Raw genomic sequence first — 19,320 nt, forward strand, 5'->3', positions numbered from 1 at the left:
ACTTCGTTCGCTGCGCTCGCTCACTTCTCGGCCACCCCGGCGGAGTCGAAGGTGGCCACCTCGTGCAGCACCCGGACCGCGCCGGTGACCACCGGCAGCGCCAGCAGTGCCCCGGTGCCCTCCCCGAGGCGCAGCCCCAGGTCGATCAGCGGGTCGAGGCCGAGGTGGCGCAGCGCCACCGTCGCGCCCGGCTCGGCCGAGCGGTGGCCGGCGACCATGGCGCTGACCGCGTCCGGGGCGAACGCGGCGGCGGCGAGGGCGGCGGAGACCGCGATCACCCCGTCCAGCAGCACCGGCGTGCGGCGCGCCGCGGCGCCCAGGATCAGCCCCGCCAGCGCCGCGTGCTCCAGGCCGCCGACGGCGGCCAGCACACCCAGCGGGTCGGCCGGGTCGGGCGCGTGCCGGGCCAGCGCGGCCCGCACCACCGCCACCTTCCGGGCGTACGTCGGGTCGTCGACCCCGGTGCCCCGGCCGGTGGCGTCGAGCGGGTCGGCCCCGGTGAAGGCGGCGATCAGCGCGGCGGCGGGGGTGGTGTTGCCGATGCCCATGTCCCCGGTGAGCAGGATGGCCGCCCCGGCGTCGATCAACTCGTCGGCGATCCGGATGCCGGTCTGCACCGCCGCCCGTGCCTCGTCGCGGGTGAGCGCGGCGGTCACCGCGAGATCCCGGGTGCCCCGGCGGACGGACGCGGCGACCAGCCGGGGCGTGGACGGGTCGAGGACGACCGGGCTGGACGGGTCGAGGACGACCGGGCCGGACGTCTCAGCGGCCGGCTGGGCCGGCCCGGCGGGCAGCGGCGTGGCCACGCCGACGTCGACCACGGTGACCGAGGCTCCCGCCTGCCGGGCGAACGCGTTGACCACCGCACCGCCGGCCAGGAAGTTGCCGATCATCTGCCCGGTGACCTCCTGCGGCCACGGGGTCACCCCCTGGGCGTGCACCCCGTGATCCCCGGCGAAGATCGCCACCGCAGCCGGCTCGGGCAGCGGCGGCGGGCAGGCCCCGGCCAGGCCCGCGAGGCGTACCGACAGCTCCTCCAGCGCGCCCAGCGAGCCGGCCGGCTTGGTGAGCCGGCCGTGCAGCTCACGGGCGTCGGCCATGGCCGACTCGTCCGGCGGTTGGATCGCCGCGATCGTGGTCTCCAGCATCATGCCTCCATGGTCTCGCGCAGCACCTCGACGAACGCGTCGGTGGTGGATCGGTCGCGCACCGCCACCCGCAGCCAGTCCGGGCCGAGCCCGGGAAACGTGTCACCCCGGCGTACCGCCCAGCCGCGCTCGCGCAGGGCCGCCCGGACACGGGTCGCTCCGGGCAGGTGCAGCAGCACGAAGGCGCTGGCCGGGCGGCCGACGACGCGTACACCGGGCAGGTCGGTCAGGCGGGCGGTCAGGTGGTCGCGGTCGGCGGCGAGGTCGGCGGCGATCGCGCGTTCGGCCTGGACCGCGACGGGGGTGGCGCAGGCGGACGCGGCGGCCAGCGCGGGCGTGGAGACCGCCCAGAGCGGCTGAACGGCGGCCAGCCGGGACAGCAGCTCCGGCGCGCCGAGCAGATAGCCGATGCGCAGGCCGGCCAGGCCCCAGGTCTTGGTGAGGCTGCGCAGCACGAGCAGCCCGGGCAGGTCGCGCCGCTCGGCCAGCGACTCCGGCTCGCCGGGTCGACCGGGTGCGGCGGTGGTGTCGGCGAACGCCTCGTCGACCACCAGCACCCGGCCGGGGCGGGCCAGCGCGGCCAGGGTGTGCGCCGGGTGCAGCACCGACGTCGGGTTCGTCGGGTTGCCGATCATCACCAGGTCGGCGTCGGCGGGCACCCGGTCCGGGTCGAGCCGGAAGTCCTCGGCGGGGTCCAGCAGCACCCGCTCCACCGGGTGCCCGGCGGCCCGCAGCGCCGCCTCCGGCTCGGTGAACTGGGGGTGCACCACGACCGGCCGCCGGACGCCGCGCAGCGCCTGGGCGATCAACACGAACCCCTCGGCGGCGCCGGCGGTGAGCAGTACCTCGTCCGGGTGACGCCGGTGCCGGGCGGCGACCGCGGCCCGGGCCGGTGCCGGGTCCGGATAGCGGGCCAGGTCGGTGAGGGTGGCGGTGATCGGGCCGGCCAGCCAGTCCGGCAGCGGTGCCTGGCGGACGTTGACGGCGAGGTCGATCAGGCCGGCGCCCACCTCCGCGTCGCCGTGGTGGCCCAGGTCCGGCTCCGGAACAGCCGTCGGTCCGGTCCCGGGGACAGGTGCCACTCCGCTCGGCTGATCACGCATGTCCGCGATCCTGCCGGGAAGGTGGCCGATGGGACAGCTGATCTCCGCGTAAGCCGCGTCACCACCCGCCGGTTTATGAGTTCTTCTCATGTACGAATCGGAAATGTCATAACTTGGCCACGTGAGCAACCGACCCCTTGCTGCCGCTGGTCGACTCGTCCCTCTCCTCCGCGCCGGGCTGATCGCGGGCATCGTGATCGCCGCCGCCGCGTACCCGCTGGTCGCCCTCACCGGGCTCGGCGCGAAGGCCACCGCGCACGCCGTGGAGGCGAAGACCAAGCTGCTGGCCACCGCCCTGCCCGCCGAGACCTCGTACCTCTACGCCCCGGACGGCAAGACCGTGCTGACCATGTTCTACGAGGAGTACCGGCAGTACACCAAGCTGTCGGACATGTCGCCGAACATCCAGCAGGCGATCGTCGCCGCCGAGGACTCCCGCTTCTATCAGCACCACGGCGTCGACCCGAAGGGCGTGGCACGGGCCTTCGTGGCCAACACCCGCTCCAACGGCGTCTCCCAGGGTGCCTCCACGCTGACCATGCAGTACGTCCGGATGGCCCTGCGGGACAGCGCGACCACCCCCAAGGAGGTCCAGGAGGCCACCCAGCAGACCAGCCTGCGCAAGGTCAAGGAGATGCGGATGGCGCTGGACCTGGAGAAGGAGATGAGCAAGGAGCAGATCCTGGAGCGCTACCTGAACTCGGCGTACTTCGGGCACCGGGCGTACGGCATCTACGCGGCCAGCGAGATCTTCTTCTCCAAGACCCCGAAGGACCTCACCCCGGTCGAGGCGGCCACCCTCGCCGGGCTGGTCAAGTCGCCGTCGGAGTACGACCCGGCCGACTCCGACCAGAAGGAGGCCACCGGGCGGCGCAACTACGTCCTGGATCGGATGAGCCAACTCGGCTACCTCTCCCCCGACTCGGCCGCCGCCGCGAAGACCGAGCCGATCCGACTGAAGCTGACCAGCCCGCCGAACGACTGCGCCGCGGTGCTGGAGAAGTACACCAGCTGGGGCTTCGCCTGCGACTACCTGAAGAACTGGTGGAGCGCGCAGCCGGCGTTCGGGGCGAACCGGCTGGAACGGATGGACAAGCTGCGCCGGGGCGGCTACCGGATCGTGCTCAGCATCGACCCGAAGATCCAGGAGGCGGCGGAGAAGAACGTCGGCGCCAAGGAGGGCAGCGGCAGCCCGTTCGCCAACGGCATCGTGCTCTCCGAGCCGGGCACCGGGCGGGTGAAGGCGATGGCGGTGAACCGGACGTACTCGCTGGACCTGAGCGAAAATCCGCAGAGCTCCAACCCCGAGGCGGGGCCGAAGGTGAAAGCCAACTACCCGAACACGGTGGCGCCACTGCTCGGCGGCGGTGACCTGCCGGGCTACCAGGCCGGGTCGACGTTCAAGATGTTCCCGATGCTGGCCGCACTGAACTCGGGCAAGACGCTGTCCACGGAATTCAACGCCCCCTACCGATACCAGTCGCGGGTCTATGACGGCTGGGCGCCGTCAAACGCCAGCGGGGCGATGAGCGGGCGGCAGACCATGTGGTCCGGCTTCGGCAAGTCGGTGAACACGTACTTCGTGTGGTTGGAGGAGCAGGTGGGCGCGGAGAAGGGCGTCCGCCTCGCCGAGCAGCTCGGGCTTCGCTGGCGAACCGACGTGGACCGGGAGCATGCCTCGCCGACCAAGGCGTCGAAGTGGGGCGCGTTCACCCTGGGCGTCTCCGACGCCACCCCGCTGGAGATGGCGAACGCGTACGCCGCCATCGCCGCCGACGGCCGGTACTGCGAGGCGATCCCGGTGCAGGCGATCATGAACCGGGACGGCACGCCGACCACGTACGCCACCGCCAGCGGCATCCAACGCGAGGTTGCCAAGCCGCGCTGCCGGCAGGTGGTGAGCGCGGACGCCGCCCGGGCGGCCACCGACGCCGCCCGCTGCCCGACCGGGGACACCCCGGCGCGTGGGAGCTGCGGCGGCTGGTCCACCGCCGACAGCGTCCGGGGTACGGTCGGCCGCCCGGTGGCCGGCAAGACCGGTACCACGGACAGCACCCGGTCCGCCTGGTTCGTCGGCTACACGCCGGAGTTGGCCGCGGCGAGCTTCATCTCCGACCCGGACAACCCGTTCAACGCGGTCGGCGACGGGCAGTCCCAGATCCCGATCGCGGCGGTCGCGGAGACCCTGCGCGACGGTCTGAAGGGTCAACCGACCCGCCAGTTCACCCCACCCTCGGACGCCATCGTCGGCTGACGGCGAGGGTCAGCGCAGGTCGGCGGCGACGAACGACCAGAGTTCGAGGTCCACCCGGGCACCGCGGACGTAACCGGCGTTGCGCAGCAGGCCCTCGTAGCTGAAGCCGGCCTTCTCGGCGACGCGGCGGGAGGCCAGGTTGCCGGGAGCCACCCGCAGCTCGACCCGCTGGAAGCCGTGCTCCAGGATCAGCGCGATGGCCACCGCGTCCACGGCCTCGGCGGCCAGGCCGAACCCGCGCGCGTGCGGCGCCATCGCGTAGGAGATCTCGGTGGTCCGGGCGCCCCAGTCGGTGCGCCGGGTCCACAGCGAGCCCACCACCTGGTCGTCCTCGCGGCGGACCACCGCCCAGTGGTCCCCCTCGCCGCTGTCGCGCCGCTGCCGGGCCAGGTCCGTGCACCAGGCGTGCCCGTCGATCGGGCCGGAGTCGTCGGCCAGCGGCAGCCAGCGCCGGGTGAGCTTGTCGTCGAAGATCTCCCCCACCGCCGCCGCGTCGGCAGCGGTGTGCCGCCGCACCTCGGTGCGCGGGGTGGAGACGGTCAGCGCCGGGAAGCGGCGCACCGCCACCTGACCGATCACGCCGGCACCCCGCCGGGCTCCACGGGCACCGCCTCGGTCGCCGGGTCGGCCGCCGCCGCCGCGACCAGCCGGGCGGCGGTCTCCGGGTGGCCGGCCCAGTGCAGGGTGAGCTGCGAGGCGTGCACGTTGCGCCAGACGAAGCCCTCCGGCGTGCCGCCGTCCCAGCTCCACGCCGGGCGCTGACCGGCCCGCGGGGTGAGCACCGCGCGGTGCTCCTTGTGCCCGACCAGCACCGTGCCCTGCGCGGCGACCACGCTGTCGGTCTGGGCGGTCGCCTCGCGGTAGCCCACCACCAGGCCGTCCCGGCTGACACCGACCGCGTCCAACACCCCGCACATCGGCAGCCCGTCCAGCTCCCGGGCCAGCCAGAGCAGGCCGGTGCCCTCGGCGATCACCGGACGCCCGGTGCGCGCCAACTCGGCCACGGCGATGCATAGCCGCCGGTTGCCCGACAGCTCGTCGGCGTACGCCTCGGGCAGCGCGCCGCCGACGACCAGCGCGCGGGTGCCGGCCGGCAGTGCCTCGTCGCGCAGCGGATCGACCGTGACCACCTCGGCGCCGGCGGCCCGCAGCAGCTCGGCGGTCTCCGGGTGGCTGAAGCTGCCGCCCGGCCCGCCGGCGAGCGCCACCAGCGGGCGGTCCGCGGGGACCGTCACCGGGCCGAGCGCCTCCTCCGGCGACCACGCCGAGGCCGGTAGCGGCGGAGCGGAGCGGGCCAGCCCGAGCAGCCGTTCCAGGTCGACCGTGGCGGCGACGGCCTCGCCCAGCCGGCGGACCGCGCGGGCGGCGTCGGCGGACCCGCCGACCACCGGAACCACGCCGTGCCGGCGCGACGGCAGCACCGCCGGCAGGTCCTGCCGGCGCAGCGCGCCGTAGACCGGCACGTTCACGTCATCCAGCGCCTCGCGCAGCATCGCCTCGTGCCGCGAGGACGCCACCCGGTTGAGGATCACCCCGCCGAGCCAGAGCTGCTCGTCGTACGAACGGAAACCGTGCACCAGGGCGGCCACCGACTGGCCCATCGCGGCCACGTCGACCACGAGCACCACGGGGCTGCGCAGCGCGGCGGCCGCAGCGGCCGTGGACTCCTGCTCCGGACGGCCGCCGACCGAGTCGTACAGGCCCATGCTGCCCTGCACCACGGCGAGCCCGGCGCCCTCAGCGCCGTGCGCGACCAGCGGGGCGAGCCGGTCGACGCCGACCAGCCGGGGATCGATCACCCGGCCCGGTCGACCGGAGGCGAGGCCGAGGTAGGCGGCGTCGACGTGGTCCGGGCCGAGCTTGAACCCGGCGACGTCGACACCCCGCTCGGCCAGGGCGGCGAGCAGCCCGATAGCCAGCGCGTTCTTGCCGTGCCCGGAGGACGGCGCGCTGAGCACCAGGCGCGGCACGACGGTCATCATCGACTCCTCGCGGGCGGCGGCGGGTACGCGACGGCGGACCGGGTGGGCCGGTCCGTCCGCGTGACGATACCCGCCCCGCGCGACACGCGAGCACCGCCGACCGGGGCCGGTCGACCGGTCGCGGCCCGGTCCCGGTCAGTGGCGCCGGTCATACGGGTAGCCTCGGTCGCGTGTACCGGTTCCTGCTGAGCCCACGCTGGCTGGGCGCGCTCGCCCTGACCCTGGTCGCCGCCGCGGTCATGGTCCTGCTCGGCAACTGGCAGCTGGACCGCTACCGGGGGCGCACCGAGGTCAACGAGCGGATCGACGCCGGCCAGCGGATGGCCCCGGTCCCGCTGGCCGACGCGCTGCGCGCCCCCACCGGCGGCGCGGGGACGGCCGGCCCGGCCCCCGCCGAGGACAAGGTGTGGACCCGGATCACCGCCACCGGCCGGTACGACCCGACGAACACCGTCCTGGTCCGTGGCCGGACGGTGGACAGCCGGGTCGGCTTCGAGGTGCTCACCCCGCTGGTGCTCGCCGACGGCACGGCGCTGCTGGTGGACCGGGGTTGGATCCCCCCGGCGCCGGGCGGGGCGACCGCACAGCCGCCGGTGCCCGCCGCACCGACGGGCGACGTGACCGTCGTCGGCCGGGTGCACGAGACCGAGAGCGGCGCCGGCGCGGTGGACCGCCGCGACGGGCGGCTGGAGACCCGGCGGATCGGGGTGTCGCGGCTGGCCCGCGAACTGCCCTACCCGGTGTACGGCGGTTACCTGCTGCTCGACGAGCAGACCCCGGCGGCCGACCCGGTGTTCAAGGCGGTGACGGTCGGGCACGCCAACAACTGGCAGAACTTCGGCTACGTCGTGCAGTGGTGGCTCTTCGCCGTGATGGCCCTGTTCGGCTACGGCTGGGTGGCCCGCCGGGAGGCCCGCCGGGCCGACGGCATCGGCGCCACCCCGACCCCGATGGACCGGGCCGCCGAGCCGACGCCGAGCGCGTCCGCCTGATCGGGCCGACCGCGCCGGTGACCCGGTGCGGGGCCGGTCAGCCGGTGGGACGGCCGGCGTGGATGGCGCGGACCGCGTCGATGGTGTCCGCCTCGGCAGCGGACTTGTCGTCGCGATACCGCACCACCCGGGCGAACCGCAGCGCCATCCCGCCCGGATAGCGCGAACTCGTCTGCACCCCGTCGAAGGCGATCTCCACCACCTGCTCGGGACGGACCCGGACCACCCAGTCGCCGCGCTCCACCGCGAGGTCGAGGAAACGCTCGGTCTGCCAGCGCAGCAGCTCGTCGGTGAGCCCCTTGAACGTCTTGCCGAGCATCACGAAGTCGCCGGTGCGCGGGTCGCGCGCGCCGAGGTGCAGGTTGGACAGCCAGCCCTGCCGCCGGCCGCTGCCCCACTCGACGGCGAGCACCACCAGGTCGAGGGTGTGCCGTGGCTTGACCTTGACCCAGGCCGCGCCGCGCCGACCGGCGTCGTAGGGCGCGTCCGGCGCCTTGACCACCACGCCCTCCTGGCCGGCGTCGATGGCGGCGGCGAACGCCGCCCCGGCCTGCTCCGGGTTGTCGACCTCCAACCGCCCGACCAGCAGCGACGCGTCCACCGCGCCGGCGAGCGCGGCCCACCGCTCCCGGCCGGGCAGGTCGATCAGATCCTGGCCGTCGAGGTGCAGCAGGTCGAAGAAGTACGGCGTCAGCACGGTCTCGCCGGCGCTGGCGGCGGCCGCGAGCACCGCCGGGGCGACCGGTGTGCGCCCCGTGGTGCTGGGCGTGGTGCGCCTGGCGGCCCGGCTGGACGTCTGCTGGAACGGCAGCGGGCGGCCGGTCTCGTCCAGGCCGATCGCCTCGCCGTCGAGCACCAACTCCCGGCCGGGCAGGGCGCGGACCGCGGCGACCACCTCGGGCACCCGGGTGGTGATCTCGTCGAGGCTGCGGGTGAAGACGGCGATGTCGGCGCCGGAGCGGTGCACCTGGATGCGGATGCCGTCGAGCTTCACGTCGACCACCGCCGGTGCGCCGGTCGCGGCCAGCGCCTCATCGACCGAGGGCGCGCTCTGCGCGAGCATCGGCGCCAGCGGCCGGCCGACCCGCAGGCCGAACCCGGCCAGCTCGGCGGCGCCTCCGGCCAGCGCGGCCACCGCCACCGCGCGCAGGTCACCGGCGAGCAGCAGGGCCCGACGGACCAACGCCACCGGCACCTCGGCGGCCCGGGCCACCGCGTCGGCGAGCAGCCCGGCCTGGGCGCCCTGCCGCAGCTCGCCGCTGAACAGGTTGGTGAGCAGCCGCTGCTCCTCGGCGGTCGCCGCCGCGTAGAGGGCCCCGAGCAGCGCTCGGCGTCGCGCCTGCGAGCCCGCGCCGTGCACCCCGGCGATCTGCTCGATGGCCGCGTCGACGGCGGCCACGGTCAACGTCGGCTCGGCGGCCGATGGCGGCAGGTCACGCAGGCTCGCATAACCCACCCCGGTCTGCCGCTGACGCAGCTCACCGGCGAGATAGCCGGCGCCGGGCTCCACCTCGGCCGGGTCGAGCCGGCGCAGCGCGTCGGCGAGCAACTCCACCTTGGCGCGCCGGCCGCTGGTGGCGCCGACGGCGGCGGACGTGGCTGCCAGGTCGAGGAACCGCACGACGCTCATCCTGCCAGTCACCCCCGACACCGCCCGGGCATTGCCGTGCCCGGGCGGTTGTCGGCAGGATGCCGCCGATCACGCGGACGGCGGATCAGGCGGAGACGGGTTCCTCGATGCGCAGCCCCCGGGCGCGGACCTCGCCGGCGACCCGGGAGAGCACCGAGTCGAGGGCGACCAGGGCGGCGGAGAGCTCACCGAGCTGTTCTTTGAGCGTGTCCTCGGACCACGCGGAGACGTCGACGTCCCCCAGGGCGCTGACGGCGGCCCCCAACCGGGCCATCACCTCGTTCGTACTCATGTTCGAAAGGCTATAACAGCCCCGCGCCCGACACACCGCAAACTCCCAGATCACACCGGAAGTTACGGTTCCGACACCCAGGGCGCGTTTCAGAAGTGTCGGTCGAGCCGAGCCGGAGCCCAGGCGTCGTCCGGCAAGGCGGAACGGTGTCCGGATACCGGTGTTGTATCCGGACACCGCGACAACGCGGCCGGGCGGTGGCTGGGCCCGGCGCAGGCCGGCCAGCACTTCTGAAACGCGACCCTAGCTCCCGTTCGAGCCCGCCACGGCCACCTTGCCCAGCAGCAGCGCCTCGGCGAGGCAGACCCGGGCGAACTCCCCGAGGTGCAGGCTCTCGTTCGGGCCGTGCGCGCGGGCGTGCGGGTCCTCCACACCGGTGACCAGGATCGCCGCCTTCGGGAACATCTCCTGGAAGGTGGCGATGAACGGGATCGACCCGCCGACGCCGATGTCCACCGGGTCGGTGCCGTCCCAGGCCTCCCGGAACGCCGAGCGGGCGGCGTCGAACATCGGCCCGGACGCGTCGATCACGCAGGGGTCGCCGTCGTGCTCGAAGGAGACCGTCACCTGGGCGCCCCACGGCGCCTGCTTCTCCAGGTGCGCGCGCACCGCCGCGTACGCCCGCTTGGGGTCGTCGCCCGGGGCGAGCCGGATGCTCAGCTTCGCCTTGGCGGACGGGACCAGGGCGTTCGGCGCCTCGCCGGTGGACGGCGCGTCGATGCCGAGTACCGCCAGCGCGGGCTTGGTCCAGAGCCGGTCGGTGATCCGGCCGGTGCCGATGAACTGCACGCCCTCGGCCAGCCCGGCCTCGGCCCGGATTCGGTCCTCGGGGTAGTCGACGGTGGCACCCACGCGGCCGACCAGCCCGTCCACCGCCACGTCACCGGCGTCGTCGTGCAGGGTGGCCAGCAGCCGGACCAGCGCGGTGAGCGCGTCCGGGACGGCACCGCCGAACATGCCGCTGTGCACCGCGTGGTCCAGCGTACGGACCTCGACGAAGCAGTTGACGATGCCGCGCAGCGAGGTGGTCAGCGCCGGTACGCCGATGTCCCAGTTGCCGGAGTCGGCGATCACGATGACGTCCGAGGCGATCTCGTCGCGGTGCTCGGCCAGCAGCCGCTCCAGCGAGTCGGAGCCGTACTCCTCCTCGCCCTCGATGAAGAGGACCACGCCGACCGGCAGCGCGTCACCGTACGCGCGCAGCGCCGCGATGTGCGCCATGATGCCGGCCTTGTCGTCGGCCGCGCCCCGGCCGTAGAGCCGACCGTCGCGCTCGACCGGCTCGAACGGGTCGGACTCCCACAGCGACCGGTCGCCGACCGGCTGCACGTCGTGGTGGGCGTAGAGCAGCACGGTGGGCGCGCCGGCCGGGGCGGCGCGGCGGCCGATCACCGCGGGCTGCCCGCCGGAACGCACGATGTCGACGTCCAGGCCACAGCCGCGCAGCAGCTCGGCGACCGCCTCGGCGGAGCGCTCCACGTGTGAGTGGTCGAAGCCCTCGAAGGCGATGCCGGGGATGCGGACGAGGCGTTCCAGGTCGGCCCGGACACCGGGCATCTCCCGCTCGACGGCGGCCCGCACCTGGGACTCGGACATGATCGGTGTGGTCATGACCGGCATCGTATGCCGGCCTTACCCCGGCGTGCCGGCCGAGCCCGTACCGTCACCGGCTCCCGCCGTCGCGCCGGGCGCGGTCCGGCCGGCGCGTTGCGCGCGACCGGCGGCCTCGGTGGCGGCGTCCATCCAGGAACGGGCCCGGCCCGCGGTGCCGCCCACCCACTCGCCGACGTCGCTGGCACCGTCGCCGAGCCGACGCAGCAGCCCGACCAGCGGATCGGTGGATCGGCCGAACTCCTCCCGGTACGACTCGGCCGCCGCCTTGATTTCCTCCGAGACACTGGTCGAGCCGTCGTCGTCGCGGAGCGGGTAGTCCCCGGCCAGCACCCGGCCGTACGCCCCGGAGTCGATCCACTGCCGCAGCTGGGCCGCGCGCGCCACCGGCGCCGGGTGCGTGCTCCACGCGGTCATCCGGATCTTGTGCAGGCTGTCCCGCAGGTCACCGCCACCGGCGTACTCGGCGGCCTGCTCCAGGAAGGCGGTGGTGTCGATCTGGGACAGGTCGCCGCCGCCGGCGAGCTTCATCAGCAGCCGCAGCGCGGCGGCCGGGTCCTGCCCGGCGAGCAGACCGGCCCGGTCGGCAGAGAGCTCCGCCTTGCGCCACCACTCGAGCATCGCCGCGATGATCGCCCGCAGCGCGAACGCGCCGACCGGCAACCAGCTCAGGTTGGCCGCCCACCGGGTGAGGATCATGAGCATCGTCTTGTAGACCGCGTGCCCGCTGCCGACGTGCCCCAGCTCGTGGCCGAGCAGGCAGCGCAGCTCGTCCTCGTCGAGCTGCTGCACGCAGGCGGAGTTCAGCACGACGAACGGCCGGTCCAGACCGACCGCCTCGGCGGCCAGCCAGGGCGACTGCGTCACGTACAGCTCGGGCAGCTCGGCCACGTCGAGCGTCGCGGCGGCCTCGGTGTAGCGCTGCCAGACCGCCGGGTACTGCCGGTGGTCGACCCGGATGCCCGAGGCCAGCACGGAGAGCCGGAAGCCGCGCTCGTTCCACATGCCGAAGAACGCCCGCACCACGTCGTCGAAACCCCGCAGCTCGCGCAGCGCGACCAGGGCGCCCCGGTCGGCCGGATGCTCCCAGGCCCGGGAGCTGATGCCGGTGAGGGTGGTGCGGCGCCGCGCGGGCGAATCCGCTGCCGACATGATGAGTCCCCCATTCGCCGCGCCCTGAGCCTCCTCGCATCGTGCCGTAGCCGGTGGCGGACGTCCATGCCCCGCTCAGCGGATGCGCACGTAGTACCGGTCCGCGTCGTACGGCAGGGTCGGCGCCCCGTCGATCACCAGGTCGGCCCGGCGGGCCGTGTCGTCGGCGGCGAAGTGCGCACGCTCCCCGGCGTGCCAGCGGCGCAGCTCGGGCAGGATTCCCGGCCCGTCCCGGGCGACCGCGCGGGCCAGCCGTAACGAGGCGGGCGCGGTGACGAAGGCGGCCAGGGTCACCTCCGGCCGGACGACGGCGCGCGCGGCGCTGACCCCCTCCAGGATCAGCACCGACGCGGCCGGCACCGGGACCGACCGGGGCAGGAAGCATCGCCGCACCCAGCTGTAGCGCCGGTAGGAGCCGGGCCGCCCCGCACGCAGCGGGCCCAGCACCCACTCGTCGAGCCGGGGCCAGAAGGTGAGTTGGTCGTCCCAGCCGTCGAGCAGGTCGTCGGTGTGCACCACCGGCGGCCGGGCGCCGCCGGGCAGCGCCGCCAGGGCGTCCGCGAGGTGCGCGGCGAAGCTGCTCTTGCCCGCGCCGCTCGGCCCGTCGACCGCGACCAGCCGGGTCCGCCCCAACCGTGCCGGGCCCGCGAGCACCCGGCGGGCCAACTCGGCGTACGCCTCGACGACCGCCACCGGCGCGCCGGTGCCCTCCTCGGCCGTCGCCGGCCGGCCGACTTCCGGGGTCACCCCGGCTCGCCCAGCATCTCGCCGAGCCAGCGCAGCTCGGCCTGGCTGGTGGCTCGGGCGATGGTCAGCATCCCCCGGCGGTACGGGTCGGTGAGTTCCTCGGCGCGCACCGGCCGGTCACCCTCGTAGAAGAAGCTGCTCGGCGTACGGAGGAAGGCCAACCGTCGGCGGAGCACCTGGTCGCGGGCGGCCGGGTCATCCAGGTGCCGGAGAAAGGCCAGCAGGACGAACCAGCGGTTCTCGTCGCTGATCTCCAGCTCGTCGGGTTCGCGGAGCCGGCGGTCCAGCTCGGCCCGACCCGGCTCGGTCAGCGCCAGCATCTGGCGGGGGGCCGCGCCGGCACCGGGTTCCACCCGCCGGGTGAGCAGGCCAGCGCGTTCCAGTCGCTTGATCGCGGGATAGAGGGTCCCGTCGGCGATGGGTCGGACATGCCCGGTGAGCTGGGCGATCCGCCGCTTCAGGTCGTAGCCGTGCAGGGGTCGGTCGGCCAGGAAACCGAGGATGGCGAGTTCGAGCACGGTCCCATTATGCCCTCTTGACGATATACCTCGGGACGGAGGTATTGTGTCGCCATGAATGCTGCGACCGTGGGCCCGGACGGGGCTCGAATGCGTTGGGTGGAGATCTCCGGACGTGCACCGGCCCGGGTGTACGTGCACGGGCTCGGCGCGATGTCCGCGCCGTACTTCCTGCCAGCGGCCACCCTCCCCGAGCTGGCCGGCCACCGATCCCTCTTCGTCGATCTCCTCGGCTTCGGGTTGAGCGACCGGCCGGCCGCATTCGGCTACACCCTCACCGAGCACGCCGAGGCGCTGGCCGCGGCGCTCGACGCGGCCGGGGTCCGGGCGGCCGACATCGTCGCGCACAGCATGGGCGGCGCGGTGGCCATCGCACTCGCCCACCACCGCCCGGACCTGGTCGGGCAGCTGGTGCTGATCGAGGCGAACCTGGACCCGAATCCCCCGCCGACCGCCGGCAGCAGCGGCATGGCCCGGTACTCCGAGGCGGAGTTCCTCGCCGGCGGCCTCGCCTCGACGCTGGACCGGGTGGGCCCGGCCTGGGCCGCCACCATGCGACTCGCCGACCCGATCGGCCTGCACCGCACCGCGATCGGCCTGACGACCGGCACTCGCCCCGCGATGCGGCACCTGCTGGAACGGCTGCCGATGCCGCGCACCTACCTCCAGGGTGGTCGGAGCGGGCCGGTCGTCGGCGCGGAATCGCTGGCCTCAGCCGGAGTGCGGGTGGTGACCGTGCCGGACGCCGGACACAACATCATGCTCGACGCACCCGAGCAGTTCGCTCAGGTCACCGCCGCCGCCCTCGCCCAGCCCGCCCTCGCCTGACGATTCCGCCGGCGCTGCCACCCGATCCCACCGCAGCCGTACGGGGGCTGACCGCCGTGGCCGGCCACCCGTCACGTCCGGGGGAATTGGGGCGGCGACGGGTGACGCACCGCCCGTTCGTCCGGCGGGGCAGCACCGGAATGGGCATGCTCGTGACGTGCTCCGAGACGTGATGAGCCCCGGCATCGACGCCCTGCTCGAACAGGCCCGCGCCGGGCTGCACCGACTGACTCCGCAGCAGACCGTCGAGGCGGTCCGCGGCGGCGCGCTGCTGATCGACACCCGTACCGAGATGCAGCGCCGAGACCAGGGCGACCTGCCCGGGGCGATCGTCATCGACCGGACGGTGCTGGAGTGGCGACTCGACCCGGCCAGCGAATGGCGCATCCCGGAAGCCACCGGCTACGACCGGGAGATCGTGCTGGTGTGCCGGGAGGGTTACAGCTCCAGCCTGGCCGCCGCCAGCCTCCAGACGCTCGGGCTGCGCCGGGCCACCGACATGATCGGCGGCGTCGACGCGTGGCTCGCCGCCGGCCTTCCCACCACCGACCGCCCCGCCGACATCCGCCACTGACCGACGCCGGTCAGGCCGGTGGCGGACCGGGTGGGATGAAGTGGAGGCCGGGGGGTGGCCCGGTCTCGATGAGGCGCCACAGGGCGTCGGTGTCCAGATGCTCCTCGACCAGGTCACCGAGCAGGTCGAGCGAGCGTTCCCGGGCGGCGGCGAAGCTGGTGTCCGGCGCGACCCGGAACCCGCTGCGCCCGGCCAGCCGGGCCACCTCGGTGAGGAAACCACGGCGGAATCCGTCGGATTCGAACGCCCCGTGCCAGTGCGTGCCGTGCACGACGCCGAGCACCGCGCCCTCGCCGACGCCGTCGCTCCCGGTCAGCAGCGGCGTCAGGGTCGGATCGGTCTGCGAGACGTACCCGTGGTGGATCTCGTAGCCGCGGACCGGCAGGTCGCCGTGGGCGGTGCCCACCGACTGCCGGACGGTCTTTCGCGGATCGAAGGTGATCTCGATGGGCAGCAGACCGAGGCCCGGCACGCTGCCCTGCCGGCTCTCCACCGGATCGTGGATCGCCCGCCCGAGCATCTGGAAGCCGCCGCAAAGACCCAGCAGCGGCTTGCCGGCCGCAGCATGGGCCAGGACCGCGTCGGCCAGGCCGGTCTCACGCAGCCAGGCGAGGTCCGCCACGGTCGACTTGGACCCGGGCAGAACGACCAGGTCGGCGGCGGCCAGCTCGGCCGGTTCGACGGTCAGGCGTACGCGGACGCCCGGCTCGGTGGCCAGCGCTTCCACGTCGGTGGCGTTGCTGATCCGGGGCAGCCGGACGACGGCCACGTCCAGCCACTCGGTGCCGTGCGGGGCGGCCGGGCGGCCGAGCACCCGGCCGTAGGCGAGCGAATCCTCGGCGTCGAGCCAGAGGTCGAGCGCCCAGGGCAGCACCCCGTACGTGGGGCGGCCGGTGACGTGACGCAACATGTCCAGCCCCGGCTGGAGCAGGCCGAGGTCGCCCCGGAATTTGTTGATCACGAAGCCGGCGATCAGCGCCTGGTCGGCCGGGTCGAGCAGGGCCACCGTGCCGAACATCGAGGCGAAGACGCCGCCCCGGTCGATGTCGCCGACCACGATGGTGGGCAGGTTGGCGTGCCGGGCCAACCCCATGTTGACGTAGTCACCGGCCCGAAGGTTGATCTCGGCGGGGCTGCCGGCGCCCTCGCAGATCACCACGTCGTACGCGGCCCGCAGCTCGGCCAGCGCCCCGTACGCGGTCTCGGCGAGCCGGGGACGCAGGTGCCGGAAGGTGCCGGCGGTGATCGTGTCGACCGCCTCGCCCAGCAGCACGACCTGGCTGGCCAGGTCGCTGCCCGGCTTGAGCAGCACCGGATTGAAGCGCAGGTCGGGGGCGATGCCGCAGGCGGCGGCCTGCATGGCCTGGGCCCGGCCGATCTCGCCGCCGCGGCCGTCCGGCCCGACCACCACCGCCGAGTTGTTCGACATGTTCTGCGCCTTGAACGGCGCCACCTTCACGCCCTGCCGGTGCAGCCAGCGGCAGATGCCGGCGGTGAGCACGCTCTTGCCGGCGTCGGACGTGGTGCCGGCGACCAGCAGACCACCGCTCACCGCCCGCTCCCAGCCACGACGGCTCCCGGCCGGCGCCGGCTGACAGCACCGGCCAGCCCGCGCCGGCTGACGGCGGCGCTCAGCCCGCGTCGCCCGACGGCGGCGGCCAGGCGCCCGACGGTCAGCGGGTACGCGGCGGCCAGCCCGAGGGCGGCCAGACCGACCGCACCCGAGATCCGGGCGGCTCGCTTGAGGTGCCGCGCCTCGGGGCGGGGGCCGTCGCCCAGGAAGGGGCGCACCTCGGAGCGCCCGAAGTAGACGTTGCGGCCGCCGAGGCGGACCCCCAGCGCACCGGCCATCGCCGCCTCGCACTGACCGGCGTTGGGACTCGGGTGGTCGTTGCGGTCGCGCCGCCACACCTGCCATGCCCGTTCCCGGTCGCCGTTCGCGACCGGCGCGACGGCGATGGTGAGCAGCCCGGTCAGCCGGGACGGCACCAGGTTGAGCAGGTCGTCCAGCCGGGCGGCCGGGGTGCCGAACCGCGCGTAGCGCGCCGACCGGTGCCCGACCATCGCGTCGAGGGTGTTGGCCGCGCGGTATCCCAGCAGCCCGGGCAGGCCGGCCACCGCACCCCACACCAGCGGGGCGACCACCGCGTCGGACGTGTTCTCCGCGACCGACTCGACGGTGGCGCGGGCCAGCCCCGACTCGCCCAGGGTCGACGGGTCGCGGCCACAGAGGTGACCGAGGCGCCGCCGGGCGGCGGGCAGATCGCCGTCGCGCAGCGCACCGCCCATGACGGTGGCCTCGTGCCGCAGGGTGCGACCGCCCAGCACGGTCCAGGTGCCGGCGGCGACGAGCACCGCCCGGGTCACCGGCCGGCGCCGGGTGGCTGCCGCGGCGGCCGCCCCGAGCAGCACCGGCCCGCCCACGGCCAGCGCGGTGAACACCGCCCCGGCCGTCCGGTCCGGTCGGTAGAGCCGCCGCTCCAGCGCACCGGCGGCCTGCCCGAAGCCGGCCACCGGGTGCCACCGGCGTGGGTCGCCGAGCAGCCTGTCCAGCGCGTACCCGGCCAGCAGCCCCACCGCGTTCGCCACCGGCGCTGTCCGTCGCACGCGCACCACCTCCGGCCGGCCAGCCTAGACGAGCGTCCCGTGAACCAGCCCGGCCCGGCAGCGTGAAAGGTCGCCCAACGGGGGTCACGCGGGGTGACGACGCCGGTCGCGTCGCCACCCCGCCCCCGTTCGTGACGTGCCGCCGGAGCACCGCCCATCGATGCCGCTCGCGCACCGGTCGCGCCACCGCCCGGCCGCCCGGCCGCCGCCGGCGGTAGCCGGGATGGCCGAGCCGAGAGGTCACGCCGGCTGCGGGACCCGCCCCCGGCCACGCCGCCCCCGGCCGGACGGCGTGGGCTCCGGCCGGCCCTCCTCCGGCCGGCCCTCGTCCGGCACCGGCCCCAACTCGTCGTCCGGCTCGTCGTCGTCCGACTGGTCGTCCTCCGCCCGGGCGGGAGGGCCAACTCGTCGTCGTCGAGCCCGGCCAGGCCGCCGGCATCGCCGCCGTGCACGCCGCCGGCGCTGTGGGAAGCGCCGTCGTCGACCGGGCCGGCCGCGGTGAACGGGCCGGTACGCGTCGCGCCGAAGTCGGGCAGCTCGAAGTCGTCGTCGAGCGGGCGGTCGTCGGGCAGGACGGGCGTCTGCCCGGCCGGCACCGGCTCGGTGGGCTCGCCGTGCACCCGACTCTCCGCCTCCGCGTCCTCCATCGTGCTGGTGGTCATGCTCGGGCGGTTGCGCAGGAACCGCGCCCGGCCCCGGGACAGGTCGTGGCCGACCGCGACGGCCTCCAGCTCGTAGAGGGTGCGGTGGTTGCCGGCGTCGTCGGTCCAGTCGCGGGTGTAGAGCCGGCCGCAGACCACAACCGGGTCGCCGACCATCACCGAGGCGGCCACCCCCTCGGCCAGCTTGCGCCAGCAGTTGACGCGGACCCGGAGCGAGTTGCCGTCGACCCAGCGGCCGCTGTCGCGGTCGAGCCGGCGGGCGGTGGAGGCGACCTTGAAGTTGGCCACCAGGGTGTTGCTCTGGGTGGTACGCCGCCACTCGGGCGTGGTCAGCACATTGCCGACAATTGTCACGTAGGTGTCGAACATCGTCCCTCCAGGGGGATCGGGAACCTGCCAGCGCGAGTCGACTCGGCACAGAGCCTCGGCGCTCCGGACCGTCTTCACCAGCACCTCGCCCCGACCTGTGGACAACGACGCCACCTGTGGACAACGCGCTGATCAGGCCCGGATGTGGTACGGCCGACCCGCCCGGACCGGCGACAGCGGTTTCCGGGCCCGACCCAACTGGGTATGGACTTGATCAAGCACCACCGACAGCTCCACGTCGACGAGAGGTCAGCGCCATGATGATCACCACCATCGGCTCCGCAACCGCTTCCGAGGCGCGGCGATGAGCGCCGTGGCGAACCCGGCCACTGTGGCCGAGTGTCTGCGGGTGGGCACCGGGTTCTCGCAGGGCGACCGCGCCTGGATCGCCGAGCAGTTCGCCACCCTCGACGCCCGGCTGGCCGGCTTCCACGCCGACGCCACCGAGCTGGAGGTGTCGGTGAAGGACCGCGAGGCGCGAGGACAGAAGGTCACCCTGGAGTGCTGGATCGCCGGCCGGCAGAAGATCGTCACCACCTCCGCCGAGGAGGACCTGCACGCCGCGCTCAACGACGTCCGCGACGACCTGCGCCGGCGGCTCAACGACGCCAAGACCCGCCAGGAGCCCCGGCACAACAAGCACCTGCGCGACGTCAGCCAGCCGCAGGATCAGGCTGACCCGGCCGAGGAGTTGCCCGCCCCCGACCCGAGCCGCGCCGACGCCGAAGCGGTCTGACGCATACCCCCGCCGCGATCTTGCACTTTCGTACCCCGTCTCGCGCCCTTTGCGCGTTATGCCGAGGCACCAAGTGCAAGATCGCGGGCGGGAAGGGGTCGCGGGGGCGTGGGTC

The 19,320-nt window shown here is 74.5% G+C and carries 17 protein-coding genes and 1 pseudogene; 5 read left to right on the forward strand and 13 right to left on the reverse strand.

Going from position 1 to position 19,320, the window contains the following annotated elements; all coding sequences use genetic code 11:
- Positions 1 to 20 precede the first annotated feature (20 nt).
- Both BUS84_RS17300 and cobC read right to left on the reverse strand, forming a co-directional pair.
- A complete protein-coding gene (locus tag BUS84_RS17300; protein WP_074318879.1) occupies positions 21 to 1,148 on the reverse strand; it encodes a nicotinate-nucleotide--dimethylbenzimidazole phosphoribosyltransferase in 1,128 nt (375 codons plus the stop codon).
- A complete protein-coding gene (gene cobC, locus BUS84_RS17305) occupies positions 1,148 to 2,251 on the reverse strand; it encodes an Rv2231c family histidinol phosphate aminotransferase CobC (protein WP_074313854.1) in 1,104 nt (367 codons plus the stop codon). Before cobC ends, BUS84_RS17300 begins: the two co-directional genes overlap by 1 nt.
- Before the next feature lie 121 nt (positions 2,252 to 2,372).
- Here cobC and BUS84_RS17310 point away from each other — a divergent pair, with 121 nt between their 5' ends.
- Positions 2,373 to 4,505 (forward strand): transglycosylase domain-containing protein, encoded by a 2,133-nt coding sequence (locus tag BUS84_RS17310; RefSeq protein ID WP_074313856.1) that lies wholly within the window; start codon positions 2,373 to 2,375, stop codon positions 4,503 to 4,505.
- Positions 4,506 to 4,514: 9 nt separating this feature from the next.
- Here the strand turns inward: BUS84_RS17310 and BUS84_RS17315 are convergent, their stop codons facing one another.
- Together BUS84_RS17315 and BUS84_RS17320 are read right to left on the reverse strand one after the other, a co-directional pair.
- Entirely contained in the window at positions 4,515 to 5,084 is a 570-nt protein-coding gene (locus tag BUS84_RS17315; protein ID WP_074313857.1) for a GNAT family N-acetyltransferase, read from the reverse strand.
- Positions 5,081 to 6,484 carry a cobyrinic acid a,c-diamide synthase CobB gene (locus tag BUS84_RS17320; protein WP_074313859.1) on the reverse strand — a complete coding sequence of 468 codons (1,404 nt, stop codon included), beginning with the start codon at positions 6,482 to 6,484 and terminating at the stop codon, positions 5,081 to 5,083. The genes BUS84_RS17315 and BUS84_RS17320 overlap by 4 nt, the downstream gene beginning before the upstream one ends.
- A 173-nt stretch (positions 6,485 to 6,657) precedes the next feature.
- Between BUS84_RS17320 and BUS84_RS17325 the strand changes: the two genes are divergently transcribed.
- Positions 6,658 to 7,479 (forward strand): SURF1 family cytochrome oxidase biogenesis protein, encoded by an 822-nt coding sequence (locus BUS84_RS17325; RefSeq protein WP_074313861.1) that lies wholly within the window; start codon positions 6,658 to 6,660, stop codon positions 7,477 to 7,479.
- A gap of 37 nt (positions 7,480 to 7,516) precedes the next feature.
- Here the strand turns inward: BUS84_RS17325 and BUS84_RS17330 are convergent, their stop codons facing one another.
- The 6 genes from BUS84_RS17330 to BUS84_RS17355 form a co-directional block, all read right to left on the reverse strand.
- Positions 7,517 to 9,109, reverse strand: coding sequence for an ATP-dependent DNA ligase (locus BUS84_RS17330; RefSeq protein WP_244298618.1), 1,593 nt, complete (start codon positions 9,107 to 9,109; stop codon positions 7,517 to 7,519).
- An 85-nt stretch (positions 9,110 to 9,194) separates the two neighbouring features.
- Positions 9,195 to 9,401, reverse strand: a complete 207-nt coding sequence (locus BUS84_RS17335) for a hypothetical protein (protein ID WP_074313863.1) — start codon at positions 9,399 to 9,401, stop codon at positions 9,195 to 9,197.
- Positions 9,402 to 9,644: 243 nt separating this feature from the next.
- Complete coding sequence (locus BUS84_RS17340; RefSeq protein ID WP_208869864.1) at positions 9,645 to 10,997, reverse strand: dipeptidase; 1,353 nt, start codon at positions 10,995 to 10,997, stop codon at positions 9,645 to 9,647.
- Between the two features lie 36 nt (positions 10,998 to 11,033).
- The gene (locus tag BUS84_RS17345) at positions 11,034 to 12,164 is read right to left on the reverse strand and encodes a M48 family metallopeptidase (RefSeq protein WP_074313865.1); all 1,131 of its coding nucleotides are present in this window, start codon (positions 12,162 to 12,164) and stop codon (positions 11,034 to 11,036) included.
- A 75-nt stretch (positions 12,165 to 12,239) separates the two neighbouring features.
- Complete coding sequence (locus tag BUS84_RS17350) at positions 12,240 to 12,941, reverse strand: uridine kinase family protein (RefSeq protein WP_425293490.1); 702 nt, start codon at positions 12,939 to 12,941, stop codon at positions 12,240 to 12,242.
- Positions 12,908 to 13,429, reverse strand: coding sequence for a PadR family transcriptional regulator (locus BUS84_RS17355; protein WP_074313869.1), 522 nt, complete (start codon positions 13,427 to 13,429; stop codon positions 12,908 to 12,910). The genes BUS84_RS17350 and BUS84_RS17355 overlap by 34 nt, the downstream gene beginning before the upstream one ends.
- A 54-nt stretch (positions 13,430 to 13,483) precedes the next feature.
- On the opposite strand from BUS84_RS17355, the gene BUS84_RS17360 reads away from it, so the two are divergent.
- Together BUS84_RS17360 and BUS84_RS17365 are read left to right on the forward strand one after the other, a co-directional pair.
- Positions 13,484 to 14,257: an alpha/beta fold hydrolase gene (locus tag BUS84_RS17360; protein WP_074313871.1), complete on the forward strand. Its 774-nt coding sequence runs from the start codon at positions 13,484 to 13,486 to the stop codon at positions 14,255 to 14,257.
- Positions 14,258 to 14,429: 172 nt separating this feature from the next.
- Entirely contained in the window at positions 14,430 to 14,831 is a 402-nt protein-coding gene (locus BUS84_RS17365; RefSeq protein WP_074313873.1) for a rhodanese-like domain-containing protein, read from the forward strand.
- Between the two features lie 10 nt (positions 14,832 to 14,841).
- Here BUS84_RS17365 and BUS84_RS17370 read toward each other — a convergent pair whose 3' ends face one another.
- The 3 genes and pseudogenes from BUS84_RS17370 to BUS84_RS40920 all read right to left on the reverse strand — a co-directional run bounded on the left by BUS84_RS17370 (position 14,842) and on the right by BUS84_RS40920 (position 18,469).
- Positions 14,842 to 16,383 carry a cobyric acid synthase gene (locus tag BUS84_RS17370; RefSeq protein WP_074313875.1) on the reverse strand — a complete coding sequence of 514 codons (1,542 nt, stop codon included), beginning with the start codon at positions 16,381 to 16,383 and terminating at the stop codon, positions 14,842 to 14,844.
- Positions 16,380 to 17,420, reverse strand: a complete 1,041-nt coding sequence (locus BUS84_RS17375; RefSeq protein ID WP_425293491.1) for a cobalamin biosynthesis protein — start codon at positions 17,418 to 17,420, stop codon at positions 16,380 to 16,382. The genes BUS84_RS17370 and BUS84_RS17375 overlap by 4 nt, the downstream gene beginning before the upstream one ends.
- A 258-nt stretch (positions 17,421 to 17,678) precedes the next feature.
- Positions 17,679 to 18,469, reverse strand: a pseudogene (locus tag BUS84_RS40920) (single-stranded DNA-binding protein).
- Positions 18,470 to 18,773: 304 nt separating this feature from the next.
- Between BUS84_RS40920 and BUS84_RS17385 the strand changes: the two are divergent.
- Positions 18,774 to 19,205 carry an HPF/RaiA family ribosome-associated protein gene (locus BUS84_RS17385; protein ID WP_074313877.1) on the forward strand — a complete coding sequence of 144 codons (432 nt, stop codon included), beginning with the start codon at positions 18,774 to 18,776 and terminating at the stop codon, positions 19,203 to 19,205.
- Positions 19,206 to 19,320: the final 115 nt, after the last annotated feature.

The organism is Micromonospora cremea, assembly GCF_900143515.1.
In the GTDB taxonomy this organism is placed as follows: Bacteria; Actinomycetota; Actinomycetes; order Mycobacteriales; family Micromonosporaceae; genus Micromonospora; species Micromonospora cremea.

What these genes read in the sequence shown, in the direction of transcription:
- BUS84_RS17320 (WP_074313859.1), bottom strand. Translation starts at nt 6,484, where the DNA reads ATGACCGTCGTGCCGCGCCTGGTGCTCAGCGCGCCGTCCTCCGGGCAC.
- BUS84_RS17385 (WP_074313877.1), top strand. Translation starts at nt 18,774, where the DNA reads ATGAGCGCCGTGGCGAACCCGGCCACTGTGGCCGAGTGTCTGCGGGTG.
- BUS84_RS17300 (WP_074318879.1), bottom strand. Translation starts at nt 1,148, where the DNA reads ATGCTGGAGACCACGATCGCGGCGATCCAACCGCCGGACGAGTCGGCC.
- BUS84_RS17365 (WP_074313873.1), top strand. Translation starts at nt 14,430, where the DNA reads ATGAGCCCCGGCATCGACGCCCTGCTCGAACAGGCCCGCGCCGGGCTG.
- BUS84_RS17330 (WP_244298618.1), bottom strand. Translation starts at nt 9,109, where the DNA reads ATGAGCGTCGTGCGGTTCCTCGACCTGGCAGCCACGTCCGCCGCCGTC.
- BUS84_RS17345 (WP_074313865.1), bottom strand. Translation starts at nt 12,164, where the DNA reads ATGTCGGCAGCGGATTCGCCCGCGCGGCGCCGCACCACCCTCACCGGC.
- cobC (WP_074313854.1), bottom strand. Translation starts at nt 2,251, where the DNA reads ATGCGTGATCAGCCGAGCGGAGTGGCACCTGTCCCCGGGACCGGACCG.
- BUS84_RS17335 (WP_074313863.1), bottom strand. Translation starts at nt 9,401, where the DNA reads ATGAGTACGAACGAGGTGATGGCCCGGTTGGGGGCCGCCGTCAGCGCC.
- BUS84_RS17340 (WP_208869864.1), bottom strand. Translation starts at nt 10,997, where the DNA reads ATGTCCGAGTCCCAGGTGCGGGCCGCCGTCGAGCGGGAGATGCCCGGT.
- BUS84_RS17360 (WP_074313871.1), top strand. Translation starts at nt 13,484, where the DNA reads ATGAATGCTGCGACCGTGGGCCCGGACGGGGCTCGAATGCGTTGGGTG.